Source organism: Propionispira arboris, from assembly GCF_900109225.1.
Lineage (GTDB): Bacteria > Bacillota > Negativicutes > Selenomonadales > Selenomonadaceae > Propionispira > Propionispira arboris.
In genome coordinates this window covers 95178-116417 of record NZ_FNZK01000010.1, presented here as the reverse complement: position 1 = coordinate 116417, position 21240 = coordinate 95178, and the positions used below count along the sequence as shown (strand labels likewise).

Genomic DNA, 21240 nt, shown 5'->3' with positions numbered 1-21240 from the left:
CAGCTTCGTTTTTTATGTTTAATCTTTCATGCGAAGACCGCATTCTTCCATTAATTTTTTCGCTTCAACATACTGTTCAATCCCCATCGCAACTTTCTTGGCATCTTTCATCGCGATAACGACCGTTGCCGCACCATGAGCCACATCGCCGCCGGAAAATACACCGCGGCGTGTTGTCATTCCATAAGGACGATCCTGGGTGACTACACAACCACCCGGGTCCACTTCGATGCCCTTCGTCGTTCCTATAATACGTCGAGCCGGCTTTTGACCGATTGCAATAATTACCTTGTTTGCCGGAATGATTTCCTTAACACCAGTGCCTTCCGGTTTTTCACCAGGAACCTTAATCGCACGGATTTCACACTCAACCCCGGTAACACAAGTATCTCCCATAAGCTGACAAGGATTCCGCAACGGAATAAAGTTTACGCCTTCATCTTTAGCAACTTGTATTTCCGATGGCAGTGCTGCCATTTTCCCTTCGGCATCACGGCAAACTACCGTAACCGTAGCAGCATGCTGTCGTTTCGCAGTTCTAGCTGCGTCCATAGCCGTATTACCAGCCCCAATGATTACAACATGATCACCTTCCTGCACAGGTATTTCATCTTTGTCAACACTGCCTTGATTTGCCAGTGACACCATTTGTAAAAGATAGGTCGCCTGCAAAACACCTGTTAAATGCTGTCCCTCAATATTAAGTGTTTTAGCCATTGCATTACCCGTCCCAATAAAAATTGCATCAAAACCTTCTTTAAATATATCATCTAAGGTCAGTGCTTCACCAATCATTATATTGGTTTTGAACTGAACTCCTAATTTTTCTATTTTATGAATTTCCCGTCGCACAACATCTTTGGGCAAACGAAAAGCTGGAATTCCATACATTAAAACCCCACCGGGTTCTGCCTGAGCATCAAATACCCGCACTCTAAAACCATCTTTGGCTAAATCTCCCGCCACAGTGAGTCCCGCCGGGCCGGACCCAATCACCGCAACACGCCCTTTTTCATCCCAAAGCTTTGGCAGTGGTGTTATTTCAAGTTCGCCATCCATATCGGCAATAAAACGTTCCAGCTTGCCGATTTTAATACCCTTGCCTTGTTCTGTCAATACGCAGGCACCTTCACATTGTCTTTCCCTTGGGCAAACACGTCCGCAAACAGCGGGGAGATTGCTGCGTCTTGCGATAACTGCACTGGCCTGTCCCAAATTCCCCGTCGCTAATTCTCTAATAAACGCCGGGATTTCATTTTCGATTGGGCAGCCTTTGCGACAAGCTGGTTTTACACAATTCAAACAGCGCTTTGCTTCGCTGATTGCTTCTTTTAATGTAAAACCAGTTGGGTCATACTCAATTTCTCTCTCTGACATCATTTCCGCCTCTATTCTTTAAAATTCAACATTCTTTATATCCCTTTAAGTAACTTTGAAAAATAAATTTTAATTATGTAAGCGCTTCATTCAAATGTATTATAGCATTAATTTCCATGCATAACTAGTCATAACATGCATAATTACGTAAGTTATTTTATGAACTTATATTGTGATTTTTTGAACTTATTTAACCATACTTTTCCTTTATTTATAATGCTTTATTGTATAATTTTCTAAATATTTTCATAGTTTATATTCGCTTCATCTTATTCATTCTATATGTATTTTTATTCACATACTCATTAAAAGAAACTAAAAGTTCATACGAAAATAAACATGCAATGATTTTTACAGTCAGAACGTACATGGTTTATTTACGCTAGAAATAATCGGTATGTGTACCTTAATTGAACATCCAATAAACTGCCATTTTGCCTTAAATATGATATAATTTAACCATAATACAAAAAATTTATAGGAGTGATTATAGATGAACAGTCATGATTTCCACAAGTTAGTCCATATGATCCTTGAAAGTCCCGCACATCCACCAGAATCACTATTCGCACAAGGTTTTGACGACTGGCATGCCCGTGCTCGTATGGCTCATTTTTTAGCTATGCCAGAATATGAAAAAAAAGATTTGGCAATCGAGCTGTTCCGGTCGATAGTGGACATTGAAATTGACGAAGAAAACTCAGAAGATGTTGAAGAAAAAGTATTCGCCCTGCAAAAGCTCAGTGCCTGCCTGCGTGAAAATGAAACGACACTTGAGGCTGCCTTGGATTATATCAACCTGGCGATTGAACTCGCTGAATCAACCGATTATCTTTATAAATATATCCTGCGCGGTGAGCTTTGGGCCGACCGGTGGCTAACGCTGCACTTACAGAAAAAAACGAATATTGCTGAGGCTGAAATCACGGAAAAAATCGAAATTTTTGAACCGCTGCCGATCCCACATAACAGCTATCTTTATTACGGCTATCGTTTCAAAGCACAGATTGCTGCAGAACGCGGCACAACGCTTATAGCGAAAGATTTTATGCACATGGCCTTATCCTTTATGGATATACCAAAATCGTACCAGGATGAGCTCCAGGCGGCTTTCTCGGCAACGCATGACAACGCTGCCTGGATTTTAAATGATATTGATCATGCAACGCCCGCTCCCGACAAACTACACTGGGATATTTAATAGCACCACAGCAATGCTGCCACATATATGGCAGTAAACATTTTTATATGGCAATCGTCAGCAAACGATGCCCTGCCCATTCCCGACAGACTGATAGACTGGATGTAATTTCTTTAATGCGTTCGTTCTATATAGGTTATAAAAGAGGTCTGGACTCGTAAAATATTTTACAAGTCCAGACCTCTTTTATTTTTATAGAATTATCTCAAGCCCAACCGGGCAGTGGTCACTGCCATAAACTTCATTATGAATAGAGGCATTTTGGATCTTTTCTTGCAATCGATCGGACACCAGAAAATAATCGATACGCCAACCAGCATTTGACTCACGCGCTTTACGCATATAAGACCACCAGCTGTAGATTCCTGCTTGCTCTGGATAAAGATAACGAAAACTATCCGTAAATCCCGACTTCAGCAAAACCGTCATGGCTGCGCGTTCTTCATCCGTAAAACCAGCATTATGCCTATTTGTTTTAGGATTCTTCAAATCAATTTCCTGATGTGCTACATTCAAATCACCGCAGACAACAACACTCTTGTCTTGGTCAAGTTCCAATAAAAATCCGCGAAAAGCCTCTTCCCATTGCATTCGATAAGCAAGCCTTGCCAATTCACGCTGCGAATTCGGTGTATAAACCGTCACAAAATAAAAGGTGGGAAATTCAAGTGTGATAACTCGTCCTTCCTGATCGTACTCTTCAACGCCTAAACCATACTGAACGGACAATGGTTCTTGTTTTGTAAAAACAGCCGTCCCTGAATAACCTTTTTTTATAGCACTATTCCAATATTGATGATACTCTGGCAAATCCAGCGTTACCTGTCCCACTTGCAGTTTCGTCTCCTGCAGACAGAAAATATCCGCATTCATTTTTTGAAAATCTTCCATAAAGTTTTTCGCCAAACACGCTCGCAAGCCATTGACATTCCATGAAATAAATTTCATATAATACCTCTTCTCCTAAAAATTCCGATTACTTATTGAGTATCGGCAAAACATTAATTTTTTTGAAAATACGTTTCGCATTTTTAAAGAACACCGCTTCATGGTGCTCTTGTGGAATAATTCGTTTAATGAGTTCAATATACGTGCCCATATTGACCAGCGGCCAGTCTGAACCATACATTAATTTATCATAACGTGACAAATAGGTGAGCCAGCCCACAAGCATATCTGCATAAGCATGATAATTTTTAAAAAACCAGCCCACTGAAAAATTCCCTTCCGCCAGTCCTGATAAGTCGGCGTAGACATTGGGATTTTTCTTAATAACTTCCGTAGCATCCACAATCCAAGGATTTCCATAATGTGCCATAACAAAAGTCGTTCGAGGAAAGTTAACCGCAACCTCATCAATGGTCAACGGATGTGAATATTTGAGCAAGCCTTGCGAATTAGCTGTGTCCCCCGTATGAATAACTACTGGTACATCATAGTGTTCTGCCAATTCATAAAACGGATGGTAGACGGGATCACTTACATAAAAGTGCTGATACCCTGCATAAATCTTGATGCCAACCGTCGTTGGTTCTTTTATTTTATTTTCGAAGGCAGACAGTACGTCCCTTTTATTTATATTTGTTATCGTATCGGCATTTACGCCCAGACACTGTGCAAAAAAAGAGGGCCAGCTCTCTTTCACAAAAGGTAATATTAAAGGGTTTTGCAGTATACCGGCCGTTGGAGTAGTTCCCATTCCAATCCCCAAAACAATCTTGTTTTTTTCCATTGCTGCCGTTAAACTTTCTATCGTTGCCTGATCACCAGCCTGTTTCGCACTTTGATCAAACTTTAAACTTTCCGGGAAAAAATGTAAATGTGCATCAATAATATTCATATTTTTCAGCCTCGTTACCTTTGAATTTTATCTATTTTTCATTATAACATATTCGCATCAAAATTCATTTTTTATCTCCTGTAAAATAAAAAACCGCACTAGAAAGATAAACTTCCCTGCACGGTTATAATTCCTTATTTTATTGTTTTTGGTTAGCTGAAACTTGGTTGGCGATAACGGCAAACTCGGTTAAAGATAAAGTTTCGCCGCGACGAATGCCATCGATTCCTGACTGCTGCAAGATTTCCATAACCGTTTCCTTATCGATTCCCATCGTCTTCAAGGCATTATTCAGTGTCTTGCGACGCTGACAAAAAGCAGCTTTTACCACTCGAAAGAACATTTTTTCATCAGCTACGTCAACCGGTGGTTTTTGACGAACCTCACAGCAGATAACAACTGAATCAACATCCGGAGCCGGAATAAACGAATACGGCGGTACATCCAATACAATTTTCGGTTTCGTATAATACTGGACAGCAACGGACAAGGCACCATAGTCTTTTTTACCAGGGTTTGCCACCATACGTAAAGCAACTTCTTTTTGCACCATCGTCACAAGTTTAGTCATCGGCAGGCGCTGTTCTAAAAGAGCCATTACGATTGGTGTTGTGATATAATATGGCAGATTAGCTACTACTTTAAAGGAGCCGCCACCAGTAATTTCGGGAATATTCACCTTTAATATATCGCCTTGCACAATCTTGACGTTCTCATATCCAGCCAGCGTATGCGCTAAAACATCAGGCAGCCGTTTGTCGAGTTCAACTGCAATAACATTGGCTTTTGCTTCGGCAAGACCTTGCGTCAAAGTCCCGATACCCGCCCCAATTTCAAGCACGGTTTCCCCTTCTTGGATATCCGCAGCATCCACAATACCATCAACAATTGATTCATCGATTAAAAAGTTCTGACCTAATTTTTTACTCATATGGATATTAAATGATTTTAATATATGTTTTGTTACGTCGCGTTTTGCGATGATTGGCTGAATCATTCAGTCTTTTCCCCTTCACTTGCATCCTGAGCGTCTAATAAGTCTAAAGCTTTTTCAAACTCAGCCTCTGTCACGCCGTAATGATTTAATCTTGTTAAAAATGTCTTAGCATTCGCATAACCAATACCAAGGATTTCTCCTATTTTAGCACGCCTTTCTGAAGCACATGTCGATCCACTGAGCCTTGCTGCTATCAAATCAGCACCAGTAAACACCGTGATTGGATTCCAACCTAATGTCCTAACTTTTTCCAGTGCCGTACGAATTGCATCCGGTGAGGCCTGTTCAATACCAATATCACCGTTAGCGGTTGCATCTTTTTTGGGCACAAATGCGTGTTTTGCCTCAGGAAACTGTTTACTCAAATAAGCACGAATTCGTTCTCCCGCAGAGTCCGGATCCGTCATAATAATAATACCACGTTTTTCATATGCTTGGCGAATATGATCTATCATATACTTTTTTAAACTAAAGCCGCCTGTAATAATACAATCTGCCTCTACCGCTTTATTGATAGCGACAACATCCATTTTACCTTCTACTACCAGAACTTCTTTTATCATAACTATCCCCACATTGTTTTTGATCTATATAAGTTGCATTAAATATTTTATATGGCAATCGTCAGGAATTTGGTATAAGGCTCCGTGGCGTTACGTAGGAAGCAAACGATGCCCTATACCAAATTCCTGGCAGCCTAATAGTCTATATGCAATTTCTTTAATGCATTATATATATCTATAGTTTACCTAAGTACAGGCAAAAAAACAACAGGGCATATCAAATATGCCCTGATTCATATTAATCTAATATATATACTTTAACACTGCGGCGGCCAAAATTAATTGCTTCACCATAATCATCCATGCAAAGATCAATTTTAGCACCTTGAATGGCACCACCTGTATCAGCAGCAATCGCCACCCCGTAGCCGGGAATAAACAATCGCGTACCGAGTGGTATCACATTCGGATCAACGGCAACCACGCCATGGCGTGCTGCAAGGCCCGTAGCTGTAATTCCAGCTCCACCGCCATCACCGGGAAGATATGCACTAGCTTCCATATAAATCGCCCGGCTAAAACGCATCGCTCCACGTGATGTTGGAACTGTATCACGCGCACCAACTTTAATGATCTGCGGACGAGAAGGTGTTATAACTGTTTCTTCGATGACCTCTTCTCCCGCTTTTTGACCATCATTAAAATGTTCTCTGACTTTTATTTTTTTTATGCCATTTTCACCATTTTGAACAATATTTTCTGTTCCTTTTTCCATAGATGGGTCGCTCTGGCGTACGACCTGATAGACTTCCGATTCTTCGCGTTCACTGATTTTTTCTGAGATAGATACAATTTTTATATGCAGATTTTTCTGTATTTTCGAATTTAGACCCGGTTCTACACGATACATATCTCCGGTATAGCCTAGTTCACTGAGCAATTCTCCCACTGTCGGTTTTCCTGTAATAAGTTCCTGTTTTTGGTTTTGATACTCCACAGTAACAGGTACTGCACGATAAATAGTAATAATAGTATTGTTTTCGATCCGATCTGTTGACAGACGATATTCGTCTTTGTCCTGTAAATGGACACCTGCCTGCTTAATAATTGTTTCCGGTTTGCTCATCAATGTATTTACCGTAATTGTATCGCCATCTGCCAGAATTTCAATCGTCTTCTGTCCCTCAACGAAACCAGTTACCAACGTTAATACAAAAATCAACACCGCACATATTGCGAGTTTTTGTCTTGATTTTTGAGATGAAATGATTGTTTTTATACTCATTAAATTCCCCCTTTCGAAGAACTTGTGAATTATATCATGATTTTTTTAAATATGTCAAATCCCAAGCCTTTTTTTAACATATATTTACAATCAATCGCCTATAATTTGGTATTAATGTAAAATTTTTTCTGTATTTATTTTCATTTAATTTACATTTTATTCTAAATATTACCATTAATTTACTTTATAAGTAATTAATTTACAATTATCTTTTTATCGTATTTTTATTAGCTAAATTACGAATCATTCCAAGCAAAAGCTCCAGATAACTAATAATTGAAAGTTTTTTGAGGTGAATACCTGTTGATTTTTGCAAAAATAAAATAGCCCACGATAAATTTCATCAATTTATCATGGGCTATTTACCATATTTTGTTTATTATAGGAATATATAATATTTATGGAAACCTTGTAAAATAAGCATTTTCACGAATAAACATCGTCCCCATGACTTCATTACAATCAAATCCATATGGGAAAAAGCTCGTATGTTCTATTATATCAAGCTGATAAAATCGTCTTTTCTGCTATAAAATCACCATTGAAGCCACCTATTGTATACCAAATAAATGACGGGCATTTTCGGTTGTTGCCTTAGCAAAAACTTCAAACTCGATATTACGCAAAGCAGCAATTTTTTCCGCAACATGCCTAACATAGGCCGGTTCATTTCGTTTTCCACGTTTCGGAACCGGAGCCAGATAGGGGCTGTCCGTTTCTACCAGCAAACGATCCAACGGTACCTGCTGAACAATTTCCGGCAATTTTGCCGCGTTTTTAAAGGTAACCGGACCGTCAACCCCAATGAACCAGCCTTTACGTAAAAGATCATGGGCCATCTCCCAGCTGCCTGAAAAACAATGGATAACGCCAATGATGCCTTTTCCTTCTTTTTTTAGTATTGCCATCGTATCACCATGCGCATCGCGATCATGAATACTGACTGGTAAATGCATCTGCCGTGCCAGATCAAGCTGACGAATAAAAACTTTTTTTTGGATTTCACGCTCAGAATTTTCATAATAATAATCAAGACCGATTTCACCAATTGCCACAACTTTGGGAAGCTGCGCCCAGCTGGCAAGCAAATCATCATGTGATTTCATCATCGTTTTAGCTTCCTGAGGATGGATGCCAACAGCTGCATAAATTTCATTATAATCGGCTGCCAGTTTGACCGATCGAGCCGAAGATTTAATATCCGAACCGACATTTATCATGCGCGTAACACCACTGTCGATTGCTCGTTGAATGACTTCGGCGCGATCTTCCGCAAATTTTTCGTCATCAATATGTGCATGCGTATCAATTAACATGAGCTACTTCACCTTACTGCCGACAGGCATGTCCACGGCAATTACTTTGAGTTCATCCCCCGCCGATGCAGCAAGCACCATGCCATGCGAAATAACGCCACGAATTTTAGCCGGTTTCAAATTGATTATCATAACCACATTTTTACCGATTAAATCTTCTGGTGCATAATGTTTCGCAATACCTGATATAATCGTGCGCTGTTCCCCACCTAAATCAACCGTGAGCATCAACAATTTTTCCGTTTTTTTGACTGGTTCGGCGGCTAATACTTTAACGACTCGCAAATCCATTTTAGCAAAATCATCAATTGTAATCTCAGTAGGAATATCCTTGCTTTCAACCGTTGCCAGCTTTGCTTTGACTGGCACATCCGCCATTTTTTCGGTCACAGCAATGCTTGCCGCTGGTTCGATTTCAATACGGGGGAAAATTTGTTCCGGTACCCCCATATGGATAGCACTTGGCGTCTGTCCCCATGTTTTAATATCATGGAGCTGTACGTCTTTAAACTTCTGAGTAAGTCCCAGCTGATTCCATATTTTAGGTGCAGTAACCGGCATAAATGGTGAAATCAAAACACTGATAATCCGTAAGCTTTCAATTAAATTATATAAAACGGTATTAAGATGTTCTTTGTTCGCTGGATCTTTGGCCAATGCCCAAGGACTCGTTTCATCAATGTATTTATTGGTCCGACTGATAAAAGCCCAAACATTTTTAATCGTTGGACTCAGTTCCATTTTTTCCATACTTATTTCATATTCTTTAACGGTCAGCATCGCCATATCAATTAACGATTGGTCAATTGCATCGGACGCACCAGGCTGTTCAATGATTCCATGATTAAACTTACCAATCATACTCAACGTACGATGCAAAAGATTTCCTAAATCATTGGCAAGATCTGAATTGATTCTCTGAATAAGTGCTTCCCGTGAAAAATTTCCATCCATTCCTAGATTTATTTCACGCAAAAGAAAATAACGAATCGCATCCGGTCCGAATTCTTCGATCAGACCAACGGGGTCTACTACATTTCCTTTTGACTTTGACATCTTATCGCCTTCAACAATAAGCCAGCCATGGCCATAGACTTTTTTAGGCAATGGTAAATCAAGTGCCATAAGAATAATCGGCCAAATGATGGTATGGAAACGTACGATTTCTTTTCCTACTAAATGCAGATCTGCCGGCCAAAATTTTTTAAATTTTTCTTCATCCGATAAATAGCCTGCTGCAGTCAAATAATTTGATAAAGCATCAAACCATACATAAATTACATGCTTTTCATCCATTGGCACAGGAATTCCCCAATTAAATGACGTACGCGAAATACAAAGATCTTCCATCCCTTGTTTGATAAAATTAATCATTTCATTGCGCCGCGATACGGGTTGGATAAATTCTGGATTGTCCTCTATATATTGAAGTAGACGATCTTCATATTTTGAAATCTTAAAAAAATAAGCTTCTTCTGACACTTCTTCCACAGATCGCCCACAGTCTGGACATTTTCCATCAACCAATTGACGTTCCAACCAAAATGTTTCACAAGGAGTACAGTAGAGACCTTTATAAGCTCCTTTATAGATATCACCATTTTCATAGATTTTTTTAAAAATTTCCTGAACAACTTTATGATGGCGTTTTTCTGTAGTTCGAATAAAATCATCATGCGAAATATTAAGACGTCGCCAGAGATCCTGAAAACCTGCGACAATTTTATCGACATATTGAATCGGTGTAATACCTTCTTCTTCGGCTTTGCGCTGAATTTTCTGTCCATGTTCATCGGATCCCGTCAAAAACATGACATCGTATCCAGCCAATCTTTTGTAGCGAGCAATTGAATCCGCAATGGTCGTACAATATGCATGACCAATATGTAATTTGGCACTAGGATAATAAATAGGTGTGGTTATATAAAATGATTTTTTTTCCACGAAAATAAGTCCTCCTCCAATAAATTACGCAAACATTTTAACGTCGTTCTTCTATTATAAAGCAAATTGCCCCGCTGAACAAAAATTTTATAAAAAAAATTTCAAAACGCATCTCTATATAATGCATTAAAGAAATTACATCCAGCCTTTTAGTCTGCCGTACCACGATTTATTTTCACTAAAGTCTATAAATTCTGTAAACTATTTTGTTGAAAGTGTTTGTAATATATGGTATTATTTACTTAACCTAACATTTTGAATACTAGGTAGTCAAAATTATTTATTAAAAAGGAGAGTCGCAACTATGAAATCAACTGGTATCGTTCGTAAAGTAGATGAACTAGGCAGGGTCGTTATCCCGATTGAATTGCGTCGAACTCTTGCAATTGAAGAAAAAGACGCCTTGGAAATTTATGTTGATCAAGATCGTATTATTCTTCGCAAATATGAACCGTCATGTGCCTGCATTTTTTGCGGTAATGCCGACAATGTGACAAAATTCAAAGGCAAAAATGTCTGCGGTGAATGCGTGGATGCATTACAATCAGAGAAATAAAGTTCCCTTTACTCTGCTCTTTGTACTACTACAGAAAAAAAGAAACCCAAAAGGATGGAAATCATCCTTTTGGGTTTCTTTTTTCTGCTGCTAAAACAGCCTGATATACATCACGTTTACGAATTCCCAGTTGCTGCGCAGCCTGTTTCATCGCAATTTTTTTATCCAAACCCTCCGTCATAAGCTGGACAACCAAGTCTGCTGGTTCAATTGTTTCAGCAACTTTATCTGTATCGGCTTCACTATTATAACCATCAACAATAATCACAAATTCCCCCCGCGGCTGATTATCCTGAAAATATGCTGCGATAGATCCTAACGAACCGCGAATAAATTCTTCGAATTTTTTTGTGAGCTCACGCCCCACCACCGCTGGTCGATCTTGACCTAATACATCCGCAAGTTCTTTCAATGTAGCTTTTAAATGATGCGGTGATTCATAAAAGAGCAATGTCTCCGGCCGTTTCGGCAAATTCGCTAAAATTTCACGCTTTTTTTTCGTTGTTTTTGGTAAAAACCCGACAAAAGTGAAAACTGTCGTATCCAGTCCTGAACAAATCAGCCCCGAAAGTGCCGCATTTGCCCCGGGAAGCGGTGTAACTTGAATACCTTCAGCAATGGCCAGCTGGGCCAAATGGCTTCCTGGATCAGCAATTCCCGGGAGCCCGGCATCACTTACTAATACAAGATCTTCACCCGTCAGTAAATAGTCAATTAATTCCGGTCCTTTTGTAAATTTATTGTGCTCGTGATAACTTGTCAACGCGGTGTGAATATCATAATGCGTTAAAAGTTTACGTGTGTGGCGCGTATCTTCCGCTGCAATACGATTCACTTCTCCCAAAAGGCGCACGGCCCGATATGTCATATCTTCCAGATTACCGATTGGTGTTGCACATAGATATAATATGCCCGGTTTATTACTCGTTTCCATAGTTCCTCCTAATAAAAAAACAGGATGTGCCCAATCTCTTTATTACAAAGAAATCAGGCAGCCACCCCAGTTTATCTTTCCTGATAATACTCAACGATTTCCCTTGCGTAACTGCCATCACTTCCATAAACAATCAATGGTGGTTCCACAAGCATACCGCCTGGTTTTGCTCCAGCTATACCTTCAACCAGAACCATATTCGGTGCTTTGCCAAGTCTCGGGTGAACAAAACGTAAACGTTTTGGCTCAATACCCGCCTCATGCATCGCTATAATAATTTCACCGATTCGTTCTGGCAAATGTACCATTGCAAAACGGCCGCGAAATTTCAGACAATACCGCGCCGCTTTGACAACATCCTGCAGCGTTGCTGTCACTTCGTGCCGTGCTTTTGCTACATCACTTAAAAGGTTCAAATCGCCCTGTTCCAAGGGACGATACGGAGGATTTGAAACAACCAGATCGACAAACTCCGCTGGAAAAATCTCCCGAATATTACACAAATCGCCTTCATGAACTACAATTTTTTCTTGTAAAGCATTGAGTTCTACATTACGCGCTGCTAAATCTGCCATTACCGGATTTAACTCCAAGGCATCGATTTTTTCTGTCTGCCGTGTCGAAAGCAATAAAGCTATAACCCCAGTTCCCGTTCCAAGGTCAAGAACATGGGCTCTTTTTTTTACTTTAGCAAAATGAGCCAATAAGACTGCATCCAATGAAAAACAAAACTGTCGTTCATTTTGAATGATTTTCAATCCTTGGATTACTAAGTCATCTAGTCGTTCATTATCTTTGAGATCAAGCTTCATCTTTTGAAATTACATCCTCCCATGAAGCTACTACTGTTTTACTGTCATCGAGTAAAATGGTTGCCGTTTTACGCTGATTGTGAATCGAAATTACTTTTCCTTCACCCTCAACCGTAATAACACGAGTCCCCGGCTTTGGTGCCGTAATTTTCTTACTTGGACATTTATTGCAATAACAGTCATTTTCATATTTCAAGCAGCACATTAATCTGCCGCAAATTCCCGAAATTTTCGTTGGATTCAGTGACAGATTCTGCTCTTTTGCCATACGAATGGAAACTGGTTCAAAATCGCCAAGAAAGGTTGAACAGCATAATGATCGGCCGCAGCAACCAATCCCGCCCATAAGTTTGGCTTCATCACGTACACCAATTTGCCGAAGTTCAATACGTGTACGAAAAACAGCTGCTAAATCTTTTACTAATTCTCTAAAATCAATACGGCCATCCGCTGTAAAATAAAAAATAATTTTATTCACATCAAACGTATACTCAACATCAATCAGTTTCATTGGTAAAGCATGCGTTACAATTTTCTTTTCACAAATCGTAAAAGCTTCTTTTTCTTTAACTTCATTTTCTTTAACTTTCGTACGGTCACTCGGTGTAGCTTTACGCTGCACAGTTTTTAAAGGTAAAACAATGTCTTCATCCTTTACTTCACGAGGACCAATAACCACCATTCCATATTCTATGCCACGTGCTGTTTCAACGATAACATCATCATCTTGTACAAGCACAAGTTGTCCTGGATCAAAATAATATATTTTTCCCGCTTCTTTGAAGCGTACTCCCACTACTATCTGCACAACGCAGCCTCCTCTATCATAAATCGCACAACTTAATCAAAAACTGTTCCATGACGAGCCGTGCATTCGCATTTGAGCTCAACATCTTTTGCGCAACAGTAATTTCTTTCATCGCCCGTAATAATTTATTTTCTGACCAATATAATTTCTGCTCCAAAAGCACTGAAGCTACATCTTGATTGTATAATTTATTGCTTTGCTCATCCACCTGTAAAACAAGAAAATCACGCAAAAGCATATTTAAGTACAGCACAAATTCCTGCAGTGTTTCACGATCAAGGTCCCCCAATTTCTGTCCACAGACCCAAACAGCATCCATATCCATTTGTTGAAGCTGCACCAAAAGATCCAAAGCTTGACGTCGCAGTTCCAATCCACCATTATCCTGTAAATCAATTGCTTTTCCCAAGCTGCCTTCAGCCAATGCCGCCAGAGGTATTGCATCTTCTGCCGCAATACCTCTTTGTTCTAAAGCCCCCGCCAAACAAGACAATTCCAATGCATGAAATGGCACCATCATACACCGGGAAATAATCGTATCTAAAAGTGATTGCCGATTATTGGCAATTAAAATAAAAACAAGATTACCGGTTGGTTCTTCTAGTATCTTAAGCAAGCTGTTCGCTGCCTGAACATTCATTGTTTCCGCTTGATCAATGATCACAATACGTTTGTCAGCCAGATACGGCGCCAGAGCCACTTCCGTCTGCAAGTGGCGGATCTGTTCAATCTTAATCATTTTCCCATCCGGTTCTACTGTATAAAAATCAGGATGTGTATCCGTCAAAAGAGCCTGACACGAAGGACATAAACCGCAAGGTTTTTCTTTTCCATTACAAAAAAGTGCCGCAGCTGTTATCTGTGCGGTTAAAAATTTGCCGATCCCTTTTGGCCCCACAAATAACAGCGCATGCGGCATGCGATTTTCTTGAATCAAATTTTTTAAACGCTGAATAATTTCTATATGCCCAATGATTTTCTCCCACATAATTTCCATTACATGTATAAATCCACAAGCATGCCACGGATCACATCTTGTTTCGCAGCAATGCTAAGCTGGGTGGACTGCCCCAAACGTATTTCTTCTGCCATTTCTTCCATTTTACCATCAACCTTACGTACCGTTGTGTAGACCTTTTGCCGTCCTTGTCGATCCCAGCCGGTTTGTGTCTGCATGCTATACATGCGTGAAACAGCTTCACCTACGAATGTCTTAACTAAATCACGATAGGACTTGAGTTCATCATACGTTGGTGTTTGAGTTAGTTTTGCACCCTGTTCATCAATTTTCGCCAGCAGCTCATTCATTTTTTCTAAGGAAAGTCCATCCTGATTACGTGTAAGCTCCGATGAAAAATCACTGTTCTTTTTTGCTACCTTTGTTCCTGTATCACGGTCTCCCATCGGGATTGTCCGTTGCGCGCCTAAACCATCTATTTTCATAATATACATCCTTTATCATGATAATGACTATAGGGATGTGGACACTTCTTCTGATTTTACCATTTACGAAATATCAGAAAACCCCACTCTAGTTAAATTATAATTGTTTTCAACAAAATAAGCAATAAAAGAGGTTCTAAATTACAGGAATTCCTCTTAGCTTGACCGCATTGTTATTTTAATAATAGCGTTGGTAGCAACGCATAAATTTCGCCATGAATTTCTTCAATACTTTTTAATTTTTCATTGTTGACACAAGAAACCGTAAACCAGCCATATTTTTCTGCCAATTGGCAATAAGCAGCATGACATCTCTGCAAATAGAGTTGATCTTGTTCATGGATGTCCTTCACCTGGTGCATTTTATCAGAACGGCTTGTAATCAGCCTTTCACTAAACTCGGGTGCCATCTCTAAAAAAATCACCATGGATGGAATAGGTAGGCCCAGCTTAATAAATTCCAGATCCCAAAGCCACGTCAAAAAATCTTCCCGTTCCTGCAGATTGGAAAATTTAACAGCTTGATGGACCATATTCGATGTCGTATAACGATCGGCAATAATAATGTCCCCAGCATCATACCATTGTTTCCATTTCATCCGAAAAGATGCGTAACGGTCTACCGCATAAAATGTAGATGCCGCATAAGCATTAACGTCTTCCGCTTTTTTACCAAAATCACCATTCAAATACATCTTAACCAACGCAGATGATTCACTGGCATAATCTGGATACTCAATTTTATGAACCCGCTGGCCATCTTTTTGCAAATGTTCAAATAAAGCTTTTGTCTGAGTTGCCTTACCACAGCCATCCCCAGCTTCAATAATAATTAATTTCCCCTTCATATCTATCTCACCACATTATTCCTTAAATTTTTCATTTGATTATTTTTATCATTTTGAGCGTAACATCCTGCGGTCCGACTATTTTTAACCCGATTTTTTGCATGGCCCTTATATAATTAATAATTTCTTTTGTAATCTCTTCACCTGGACAAATAACCGGAATTCCCGGCGGATAAAAAGTAATGACTTCACCTGCCACACACCCTTCACTCGTATCAAAAGGCTGAACAGCCGTATCAGAAAACAAGGCCTCACGAGGTGCCAATCTTTGCCTGGGGATTTTTGGCAAAGCCATTGGTTGTGTAAAACGCTGCCTATTGTGCTGCTGACTTGCCGCCAGATTCTGCAAGGCATTCACTAAAATTCTCGCTTCGACCTCACTATCACCGAGTGAAATAATAAATAAAACATTATATACATCGGATAATTCACATTGAATCTTATATTTATGTCGTAAAATATGTTCGGCACAGGCACCACTTATACCAAGATCGCGAACTGTAACCGTAATTTTCGTAACATCTAACGCATAAGCACCAGACTGGTGCAGCCGTTCCATGCCAAAACAGTAAAGGCCTTTAATTTGTGTGATCTCGCGACGAATCCAATTCGCCAAATCTACGGCCCGGCCAATAAGCTGTGGTCCGCTTTCTGCCATCTGCATACGCGCCGCATCTAAAGACCCCAGTAACAGGTAGTTGGGACTCGTCGACTGGACCAAACTCACCATCATCCGTAATCGTTCCGGGTGAATTCGTCCATACTTAACATGAAGCATTGAAGATTGCGTCATGGATCCAATAATTTTATGCGTACTTTGTGCCACAATATCCGCCCCAGCATCAAGTGCCTGCAAGGGCAAAGATACATTAAATTTCAAATGAGGTCCATGTGCTTCATCTACAAGCAGCAGCATGTTATTGTCATGTACTAACGTCGCTATGGCCTGGAGATCCGATGCCACACCATAATAGGTAGGATTAATGATAAGTACTGCCTTCGCATCAGGATGCGCTGTAATCGCCTTGTCAACGGTCTCTGTCGCTATTCCCATGGCAATCCCCAGTTCTGCATCGATTTCGGGCTGAATAAAAATTGGTATCGCACCGCTTAACATAATTCCACCAATAATCGACCGATGTGCGTTACGCGGCACAATAATTTTTTCACCAGGCCGCAAGGCAGCCAGCACCATAGCCTGAATAGCTCCCGTTGTCCCATTGATAATAAAATACGTAGCATCCGCACCATACAAATCGGCGGCAAGATCCTGTGCTTCTTTGATGCACATCGTTGGTTCATGCAGGTCATCCAATTCATCCATGAGTGATACTTCCATTTTCCAGCCAAGCGGCGTCACCAGATCACGCAATGAACTATAGACACCTTTGCCCTGTTTGTGTCCTGGTGTATGAAATCCCACTACACCAGAATCTGCATACTGCCGCATTGCCTGCAAAAGCGGCATCTTCTTCTGTCTTTGCCTATTCACACCGATTCCTCATTTTCTATTTAATATCCGATTCACAAACTTCGCTTAACGGTACTAGCAAACGGATTTCTGTACCACAGCCTGGCTTTGAATCGATCAAAAGCTGCCCGTGAATTATAGCAGCCCGCTCTTTCATTCCCATAAGACCAAAACAACCATTTTGTTCCTCGTTATCATGAGGCTGATCAACTAAAAATCCTTTGCCAATATCTTTAATGACAACTGACATATACTCTTTTCCGTAAATCAAGCGAAGTTCTGCTGAAGGAGACTCCGCATGCCGATAAATATTATTTAACGCTTCTTGAATAATCCGGAAAATGCTTACTTCAACATATTGATTAATTTTAACTTCTATGCCTTCAACATTAAAAGCCACTGACAAATTGCCACGTGTTTTTAGTTTCCCTAAAAATTGATCCACCGTCGCTACAAGCCCCAAATCATCCAAGGACATAGGCCTTAAATCAAAGATGATACGGCGAACTTCACCTAAACAATGACGAATTTGACGACGAATTTCCTGAAGCCCGGCTTTTGCTTCATCGGAATCAATATCAATCATCCGTTCACAAATACTGGATTGATAAATCAAATTTGCAATCGTTTGAGCTGGTCCATCGTGAATCTCACGGGAAACACGCAGCCGTTCAGTTTCCTGGGCTTTGATTACTTGTACCCCCAGCATTTTATCCTGATTCAGCATTTCAATCTGTGTCACAACCGCATTGATCTGTGAACTCAAATAGCCTAAAACGACCCCAATTTTAACAACCAGATGTTTTGACTTTTCCACAGTTGCTGCAAGTTTCCGCAGCCGAATTTCCAGCGTATCGCGGCGATGCCGTAAATGCTCTTCTTGTTCGCGGGCAATAGCCAGCCGAATCTGGACATCTTTGACAGCTTCATAACAATTTTGAATATCAGACTCCGTATAAGATTTAAAATTCCTGCTCACTCGAACCAGTTTTTGTTTGGCGGCTTGTTCCTCAACTTCCAGTCGATCTACCTTTTCAATTACTTCATATACTTTTTCTTTCACTTCTTTGATATCCATTTGAATATGTTCGACTTCACTACGAGCCCCTTCATAAATGTCAAAAATTTGTGTTTTACTGTTTTCCATTGCATCTACAGTTTCACGTAAAATACAATTCAGTGTTTTTTCGCTAAATTCTTCAATTTTTTCATCCATATATTCACCATACCTAAAATTTTATTTTATATGTCTTATTTTACAACAAATTCTTGTAATTTACTGCACTTATGTATTTGTAATTTTAGCCTTGATTTACGGACAACGCAAATATAAAATATATCTCTAAAGTTATCAACAGATATGTAAGCTGTGGATAACTCATTATCCACAGCTTATATATCTGTTTTATTGCAGTTTTTTTACTATTCTCACATAGTTATCCACAGTTAGAGGTTATTTGTGGATAAAAAAGTGGATAACTTTGTAATAATGCAAAGTTATCCACTTGACTTTTTTTAATTTTCTCTATTATTTTGTTTTAGCCTATTTTTTATTTCTATGACTGTAAAAAATCTTAAGTACTACAAGTGCCAGTACGGCTCCTACCACAATGTAGATATCTGAACCTCGAAAAATTGCATCCGCACCAGCATCGTTCATTTTTACATAAATTGCCGCTAAAACAATTAACACAACAATCGCATTTGATATACTGCCTAAATTTTTAATAAGATCACCTTTTTCTCAAAGTCTAGCCTACAGCTTCAACGGCTTTCTCTATATGTTTTACTTCTTCCCAAACAACCATCTTTGCTAAAGCAAACCCATTGAATTCCGTTGCTGAAGCCGACGTATATGCACCACAGTTTGGCACTAAAATAAGATCACCAATGGCCAGAGGCACACTCATACGGTCTCGATATAAAATATCAATTGAATCACAACTTGGCCCGGCAAAAGTCGCGGGTGTTAGTTCACCCTGCTTGAATGTTTCCAGCTCATACTCCCAGTGATCAAAGATAACCCCGGAAAAGGTACCATAAAGACCTTCATCAAGAAAATACCACGGCTGGTGATTACGATCTTGCAATCCCATAACGCTCGTTATCAGGTTCATCGCCGTTCCACAAATATAACGTCCCGGCTCTGCCCAAATCTCTGTATCCGGAAACAATGTTTCAATCTGTTCATTGATTTCCTGTGCCATTTCCAGCAAATCAAAATTCATATCCGGTGCCGGAACTGGCAGTCCGCCCCCAATATCAAGAATATGAAGCGCAAAACCATCTGCCTTGGCCTGATCAAAAACCTCACGACAAATTCGAAATGCTTCTTTATGTGCATCCATTGAAAGCGACTGGCTGCCAACATGAAAACATAATCCAGCAACATCAAGCCCTTGCTGTCTGGCAATACGCAAAAGATGCAGTGCATCCTCTTGTGCTGCTCCAAATTTTTTATTCAAATCAATAAGCGCTTTCGGATTGTCTACCCTTAAACGAAGTAAAACCGTACCACCCGGTACATACTTCGCCATTTTGTATATTTCACTCTCACTGTCAAACGTAAATTTATTCACACCAATTTTTGCCGCTAGCTTCATTCCCTGTGGCGTTTTAAAAGGATTTGCATAAATCATGCGATCCGCTGCGACCCCCATTGCTGTCAGTTGGCGCATTTCACCATCCGAGGCAACATCAAAGCTTGCTCCCAGTTCCGCCACCTTGCCAACAATCGGCGCTGCCGGATTTGATTTCATTGCATAGAACACCCTAAGCCTTGGCATGTGCGTTCGTAAAAATTGGTAATTATACTCTACTTGTTCCAAAGAGATCGCCACTAGCGGCGTCTGAAACCTCTCTGCTAAATCCTGTGTTTCCTCTTTTGTCAATTTAAAAGTTTTCATAACACTCTCCCGTCCTGTGTGGAAAATACGTTGCTACACCTTCTTTTTATGCAACGATAGATTATATTTGTTTTTTTATAGTCAAATTCCTGCAATAATAAAAATTTTTTTATTATTTTTTTATTCTTGCTCATAAAAACAGCCCTGCCGCAAGCGGCAGGGCTCAGTATTCATCATAATACCTTAAAATGCAGGTACTACAGCACCTTTATATTTTTCTTCAATAAATTTCTTTACTTCCGGAGATTGCAAAGCTTTAACGAGTTTTTGAATTTCCGGACGATTTTCATCCCCAGTACGTACTGTAATAATATTTACATATGGTGATGTGCTGTCTTCCATAATCAATGCATCTTTCGAAGGAACAAGACTTGCTTCCATTGCATAGTTTGTATTGATTACTGCCGCATCAACATCATCAAGAGCACGCGGCACTTGAGCTGCCTCAACTTCTTTAAATTGAAGATTTTTAGGATTGCTTACAATATCTTGTACAGTAGCTTTCACACCAATACCATCTTTTAATTTAAGCAAACCAGCTTTTTCCAATAAAAGCAAAGAACGTCCACCATTTGTTGGATCATTTGGAATTGCAATCGCTGCACCATCTTTTAATTCATCCAAATTTTTAACTTTTTTGGAATAAACGCCCATAGGTTCGATATGAATTCCACCGGCATTGGTTAATTTCAAATTATGTTCTGCAGCAAAATTTTCCATATAAGGCGTATGTTGAAAATAATTTGCGTCCAATTCTTTATCATTTAAAGCAAGATTTGGTTGAACATAATCACTGAATTCAACGATTTGTAAATCAATACCCTCTTTTTCTAAAATAGGTTTTACAACTTGTAAGATTTCAGCATGCGGCACTGCCGTTGCTCCGACCTTCAAAACAGTCTTAGCCTGATCAGCTGCCGGCTTAGCATCGCTGCCACAACCAGTTAAGGCAAACACAGCAATAAGTAAAGATGTTAAAATTAATGCAATTTTTTTCAT

At 39.8% G+C, this 21240-nt stretch carries 20 protein-coding genes; 2 read left to right on the top strand and 18 right to left on the bottom strand.

Annotated features, from left to right (window positions below):
• Positions 1-18: 18 nt before the first annotated feature.
• Positions 19-1380: an NAD(P)-dependent oxidoreductase gene (locus BMY14_RS11060; RefSeq protein ID WP_026329359.1), complete on the bottom strand. Its 1362-nt coding sequence runs from the start codon at positions 1378-1380 to the stop codon at positions 19-21.
• Between the two features lie 490 nt (positions 1381-1870).
• On the opposite strand from BMY14_RS11060, the gene BMY14_RS11055 reads away from it, so the two are divergent.
• The gene (locus BMY14_RS11055; RefSeq protein WP_091831725.1) at positions 1871-2578 is read left to right on the top strand and encodes a hypothetical protein; all 708 of its coding nucleotides are present in this window, start codon (positions 1871-1873) and stop codon (positions 2576-2578) included.
• 192 nt (positions 2579-2770) lie between these two features.
• Here BMY14_RS11055 and BMY14_RS11050 read toward each other — a convergent pair whose 3' ends face one another.
• The 7 genes from BMY14_RS11050 to metG all read right to left on the bottom strand — a co-directional run bounded on the left by BMY14_RS11050 (position 2771) and on the right by metG (position 10463).
• On the bottom strand, positions 2771-3526 hold the full coding sequence (locus BMY14_RS11050) for an exodeoxyribonuclease III (protein ID WP_091831723.1): 756 nt from the start codon (positions 3524-3526) through the stop codon (positions 2771-2773).
• 28 nt (positions 3527-3554) lie between these two features.
• Entirely contained in the window at positions 3555-4418 is an 864-nt protein-coding gene (locus tag BMY14_RS11045) for an amidohydrolase family protein (protein WP_091831721.1), read from the bottom strand.
• Between the two features lie 139 nt (positions 4419-4557).
• Positions 4558-5415 carry a 16S rRNA (adenine(1518)-N(6)/adenine(1519)-N(6))-dimethyltransferase RsmA gene (gene rsmA, locus BMY14_RS11040; protein WP_091831719.1) on the bottom strand — a complete coding sequence of 286 codons (858 nt, stop codon included), beginning with the start codon at positions 5413-5415 and terminating at the stop codon, positions 4558-4560.
• On the bottom strand, positions 5412-5978 hold the full coding sequence (gene rnmV, locus BMY14_RS11035; protein WP_091831717.1) for a ribonuclease M5: 567 nt from the start codon (positions 5976-5978) through the stop codon (positions 5412-5414). The genes rsmA and rnmV overlap by 4 nt, the downstream gene beginning before the upstream one ends.
• A 238-nt stretch (positions 5979-6216) precedes the next feature.
• The gene (locus BMY14_RS11030; protein WP_091831715.1) at positions 6217-7203 is read right to left on the bottom strand and encodes a resuscitation-promoting factor; all 987 of its coding nucleotides are present in this window, start codon (positions 7201-7203) and stop codon (positions 6217-6219) included.
• A 551-nt stretch (positions 7204-7754) separates the two neighbouring features.
• Positions 7755-8519 (bottom strand): TatD family hydrolase, encoded by a 765-nt coding sequence (locus BMY14_RS11025; protein ID WP_091831713.1) that lies wholly within the window; start codon positions 8517-8519, stop codon positions 7755-7757.
• A gap of 3 nt (positions 8520-8522) precedes the next feature.
• Entirely contained in the window at positions 8523-10463 is a 1941-nt protein-coding gene (gene metG / locus BMY14_RS11020) for a methionine--tRNA ligase (RefSeq protein WP_091831711.1), read from the bottom strand.
• A gap of 304 nt (positions 10464-10767) precedes the next feature.
• On the opposite strand from metG, the gene BMY14_RS11015 reads away from it, so the two are divergent.
• Positions 10768-11019: an AbrB/MazE/SpoVT family DNA-binding domain-containing protein gene (locus BMY14_RS11015; protein ID WP_091831709.1), complete on the top strand. Its 252-nt coding sequence runs from the start codon at positions 10768-10770 to the stop codon at positions 11017-11019.
• A gap of 61 nt (positions 11020-11080) precedes the next feature.
• Here the strand turns inward: BMY14_RS11015 and rsmI are convergent, their stop codons facing one another.
• The 10 genes from rsmI to BMY14_RS10965 form a co-directional block, all read right to left on the bottom strand.
• Positions 11081-11953 carry a 16S rRNA (cytidine(1402)-2'-O)-methyltransferase gene (rsmI, locus tag BMY14_RS11010; protein ID WP_091831707.1) on the bottom strand — a complete coding sequence of 291 codons (873 nt, stop codon included), beginning with the start codon at positions 11951-11953 and terminating at the stop codon, positions 11081-11083.
• Between the two features lie 71 nt (positions 11954-12024).
• Positions 12025-12765, bottom strand: a complete 741-nt coding sequence (locus BMY14_RS11005; protein WP_091831705.1) for a tRNA1(Val) (adenine(37)-N6)-methyltransferase — start codon at positions 12763-12765, stop codon at positions 12025-12027.
• A complete protein-coding gene (locus tag BMY14_RS11000; RefSeq protein WP_019553985.1) occupies positions 12755-13573 on the bottom strand; it encodes a PSP1 domain-containing protein in 819 nt (272 codons plus the stop codon). The genes BMY14_RS11005 and BMY14_RS11000 overlap by 11 nt, the downstream gene beginning before the upstream one ends.
• 16 nt (positions 13574-13589) lie before the next feature.
• The gene (holB, locus tag BMY14_RS10995; protein WP_091831703.1) at positions 13590-14570 is read right to left on the bottom strand and encodes a DNA polymerase III subunit delta'; all 981 of its coding nucleotides are present in this window, start codon (positions 14568-14570) and stop codon (positions 13590-13592) included.
• Entirely contained in the window at positions 14570-15016 is a 447-nt protein-coding gene (locus BMY14_RS10990) for a YaaR family protein (RefSeq protein ID WP_019553983.1), read from the bottom strand. The genes holB and BMY14_RS10990 overlap by 1 nt, the downstream gene beginning before the upstream one ends.
• Positions 15017-15189: 173 nt before the next feature.
• Positions 15190-15864, bottom strand: coding sequence for a dTMP kinase (locus BMY14_RS10985; RefSeq protein WP_091831701.1), 675 nt, complete (start codon positions 15862-15864; stop codon positions 15190-15192).
• Between the two features lie 31 nt (positions 15865-15895).
• Positions 15896-17332, bottom strand: coding sequence for an aminotransferase class I/II-fold pyridoxal phosphate-dependent enzyme (locus tag BMY14_RS10980; protein WP_091831699.1), 1437 nt, complete (start codon positions 17330-17332; stop codon positions 15896-15898).
• Positions 17333-17372: 40 nt separating this feature from the next.
• The gene (locus BMY14_RS10975; RefSeq protein WP_091831698.1) at positions 17373-18551 is read right to left on the bottom strand and encodes a sensor histidine kinase; all 1179 of its coding nucleotides are present in this window, start codon (positions 18549-18551) and stop codon (positions 17373-17375) included.
• A 535-nt stretch (positions 18552-19086) separates the two neighbouring features.
• Positions 19087-20241, bottom strand: coding sequence for a type III PLP-dependent enzyme (locus BMY14_RS10970; RefSeq protein WP_091831696.1), 1155 nt, complete (start codon positions 20239-20241; stop codon positions 19087-19089).
• A 183-nt stretch (positions 20242-20424) separates the two neighbouring features.
• Positions 20425-21240 (bottom strand): MetQ/NlpA family ABC transporter substrate-binding protein, encoded by an 816-nt coding sequence (locus BMY14_RS10965; protein ID WP_091831695.1) that lies wholly within the window; start codon positions 21238-21240, stop codon positions 20425-20427.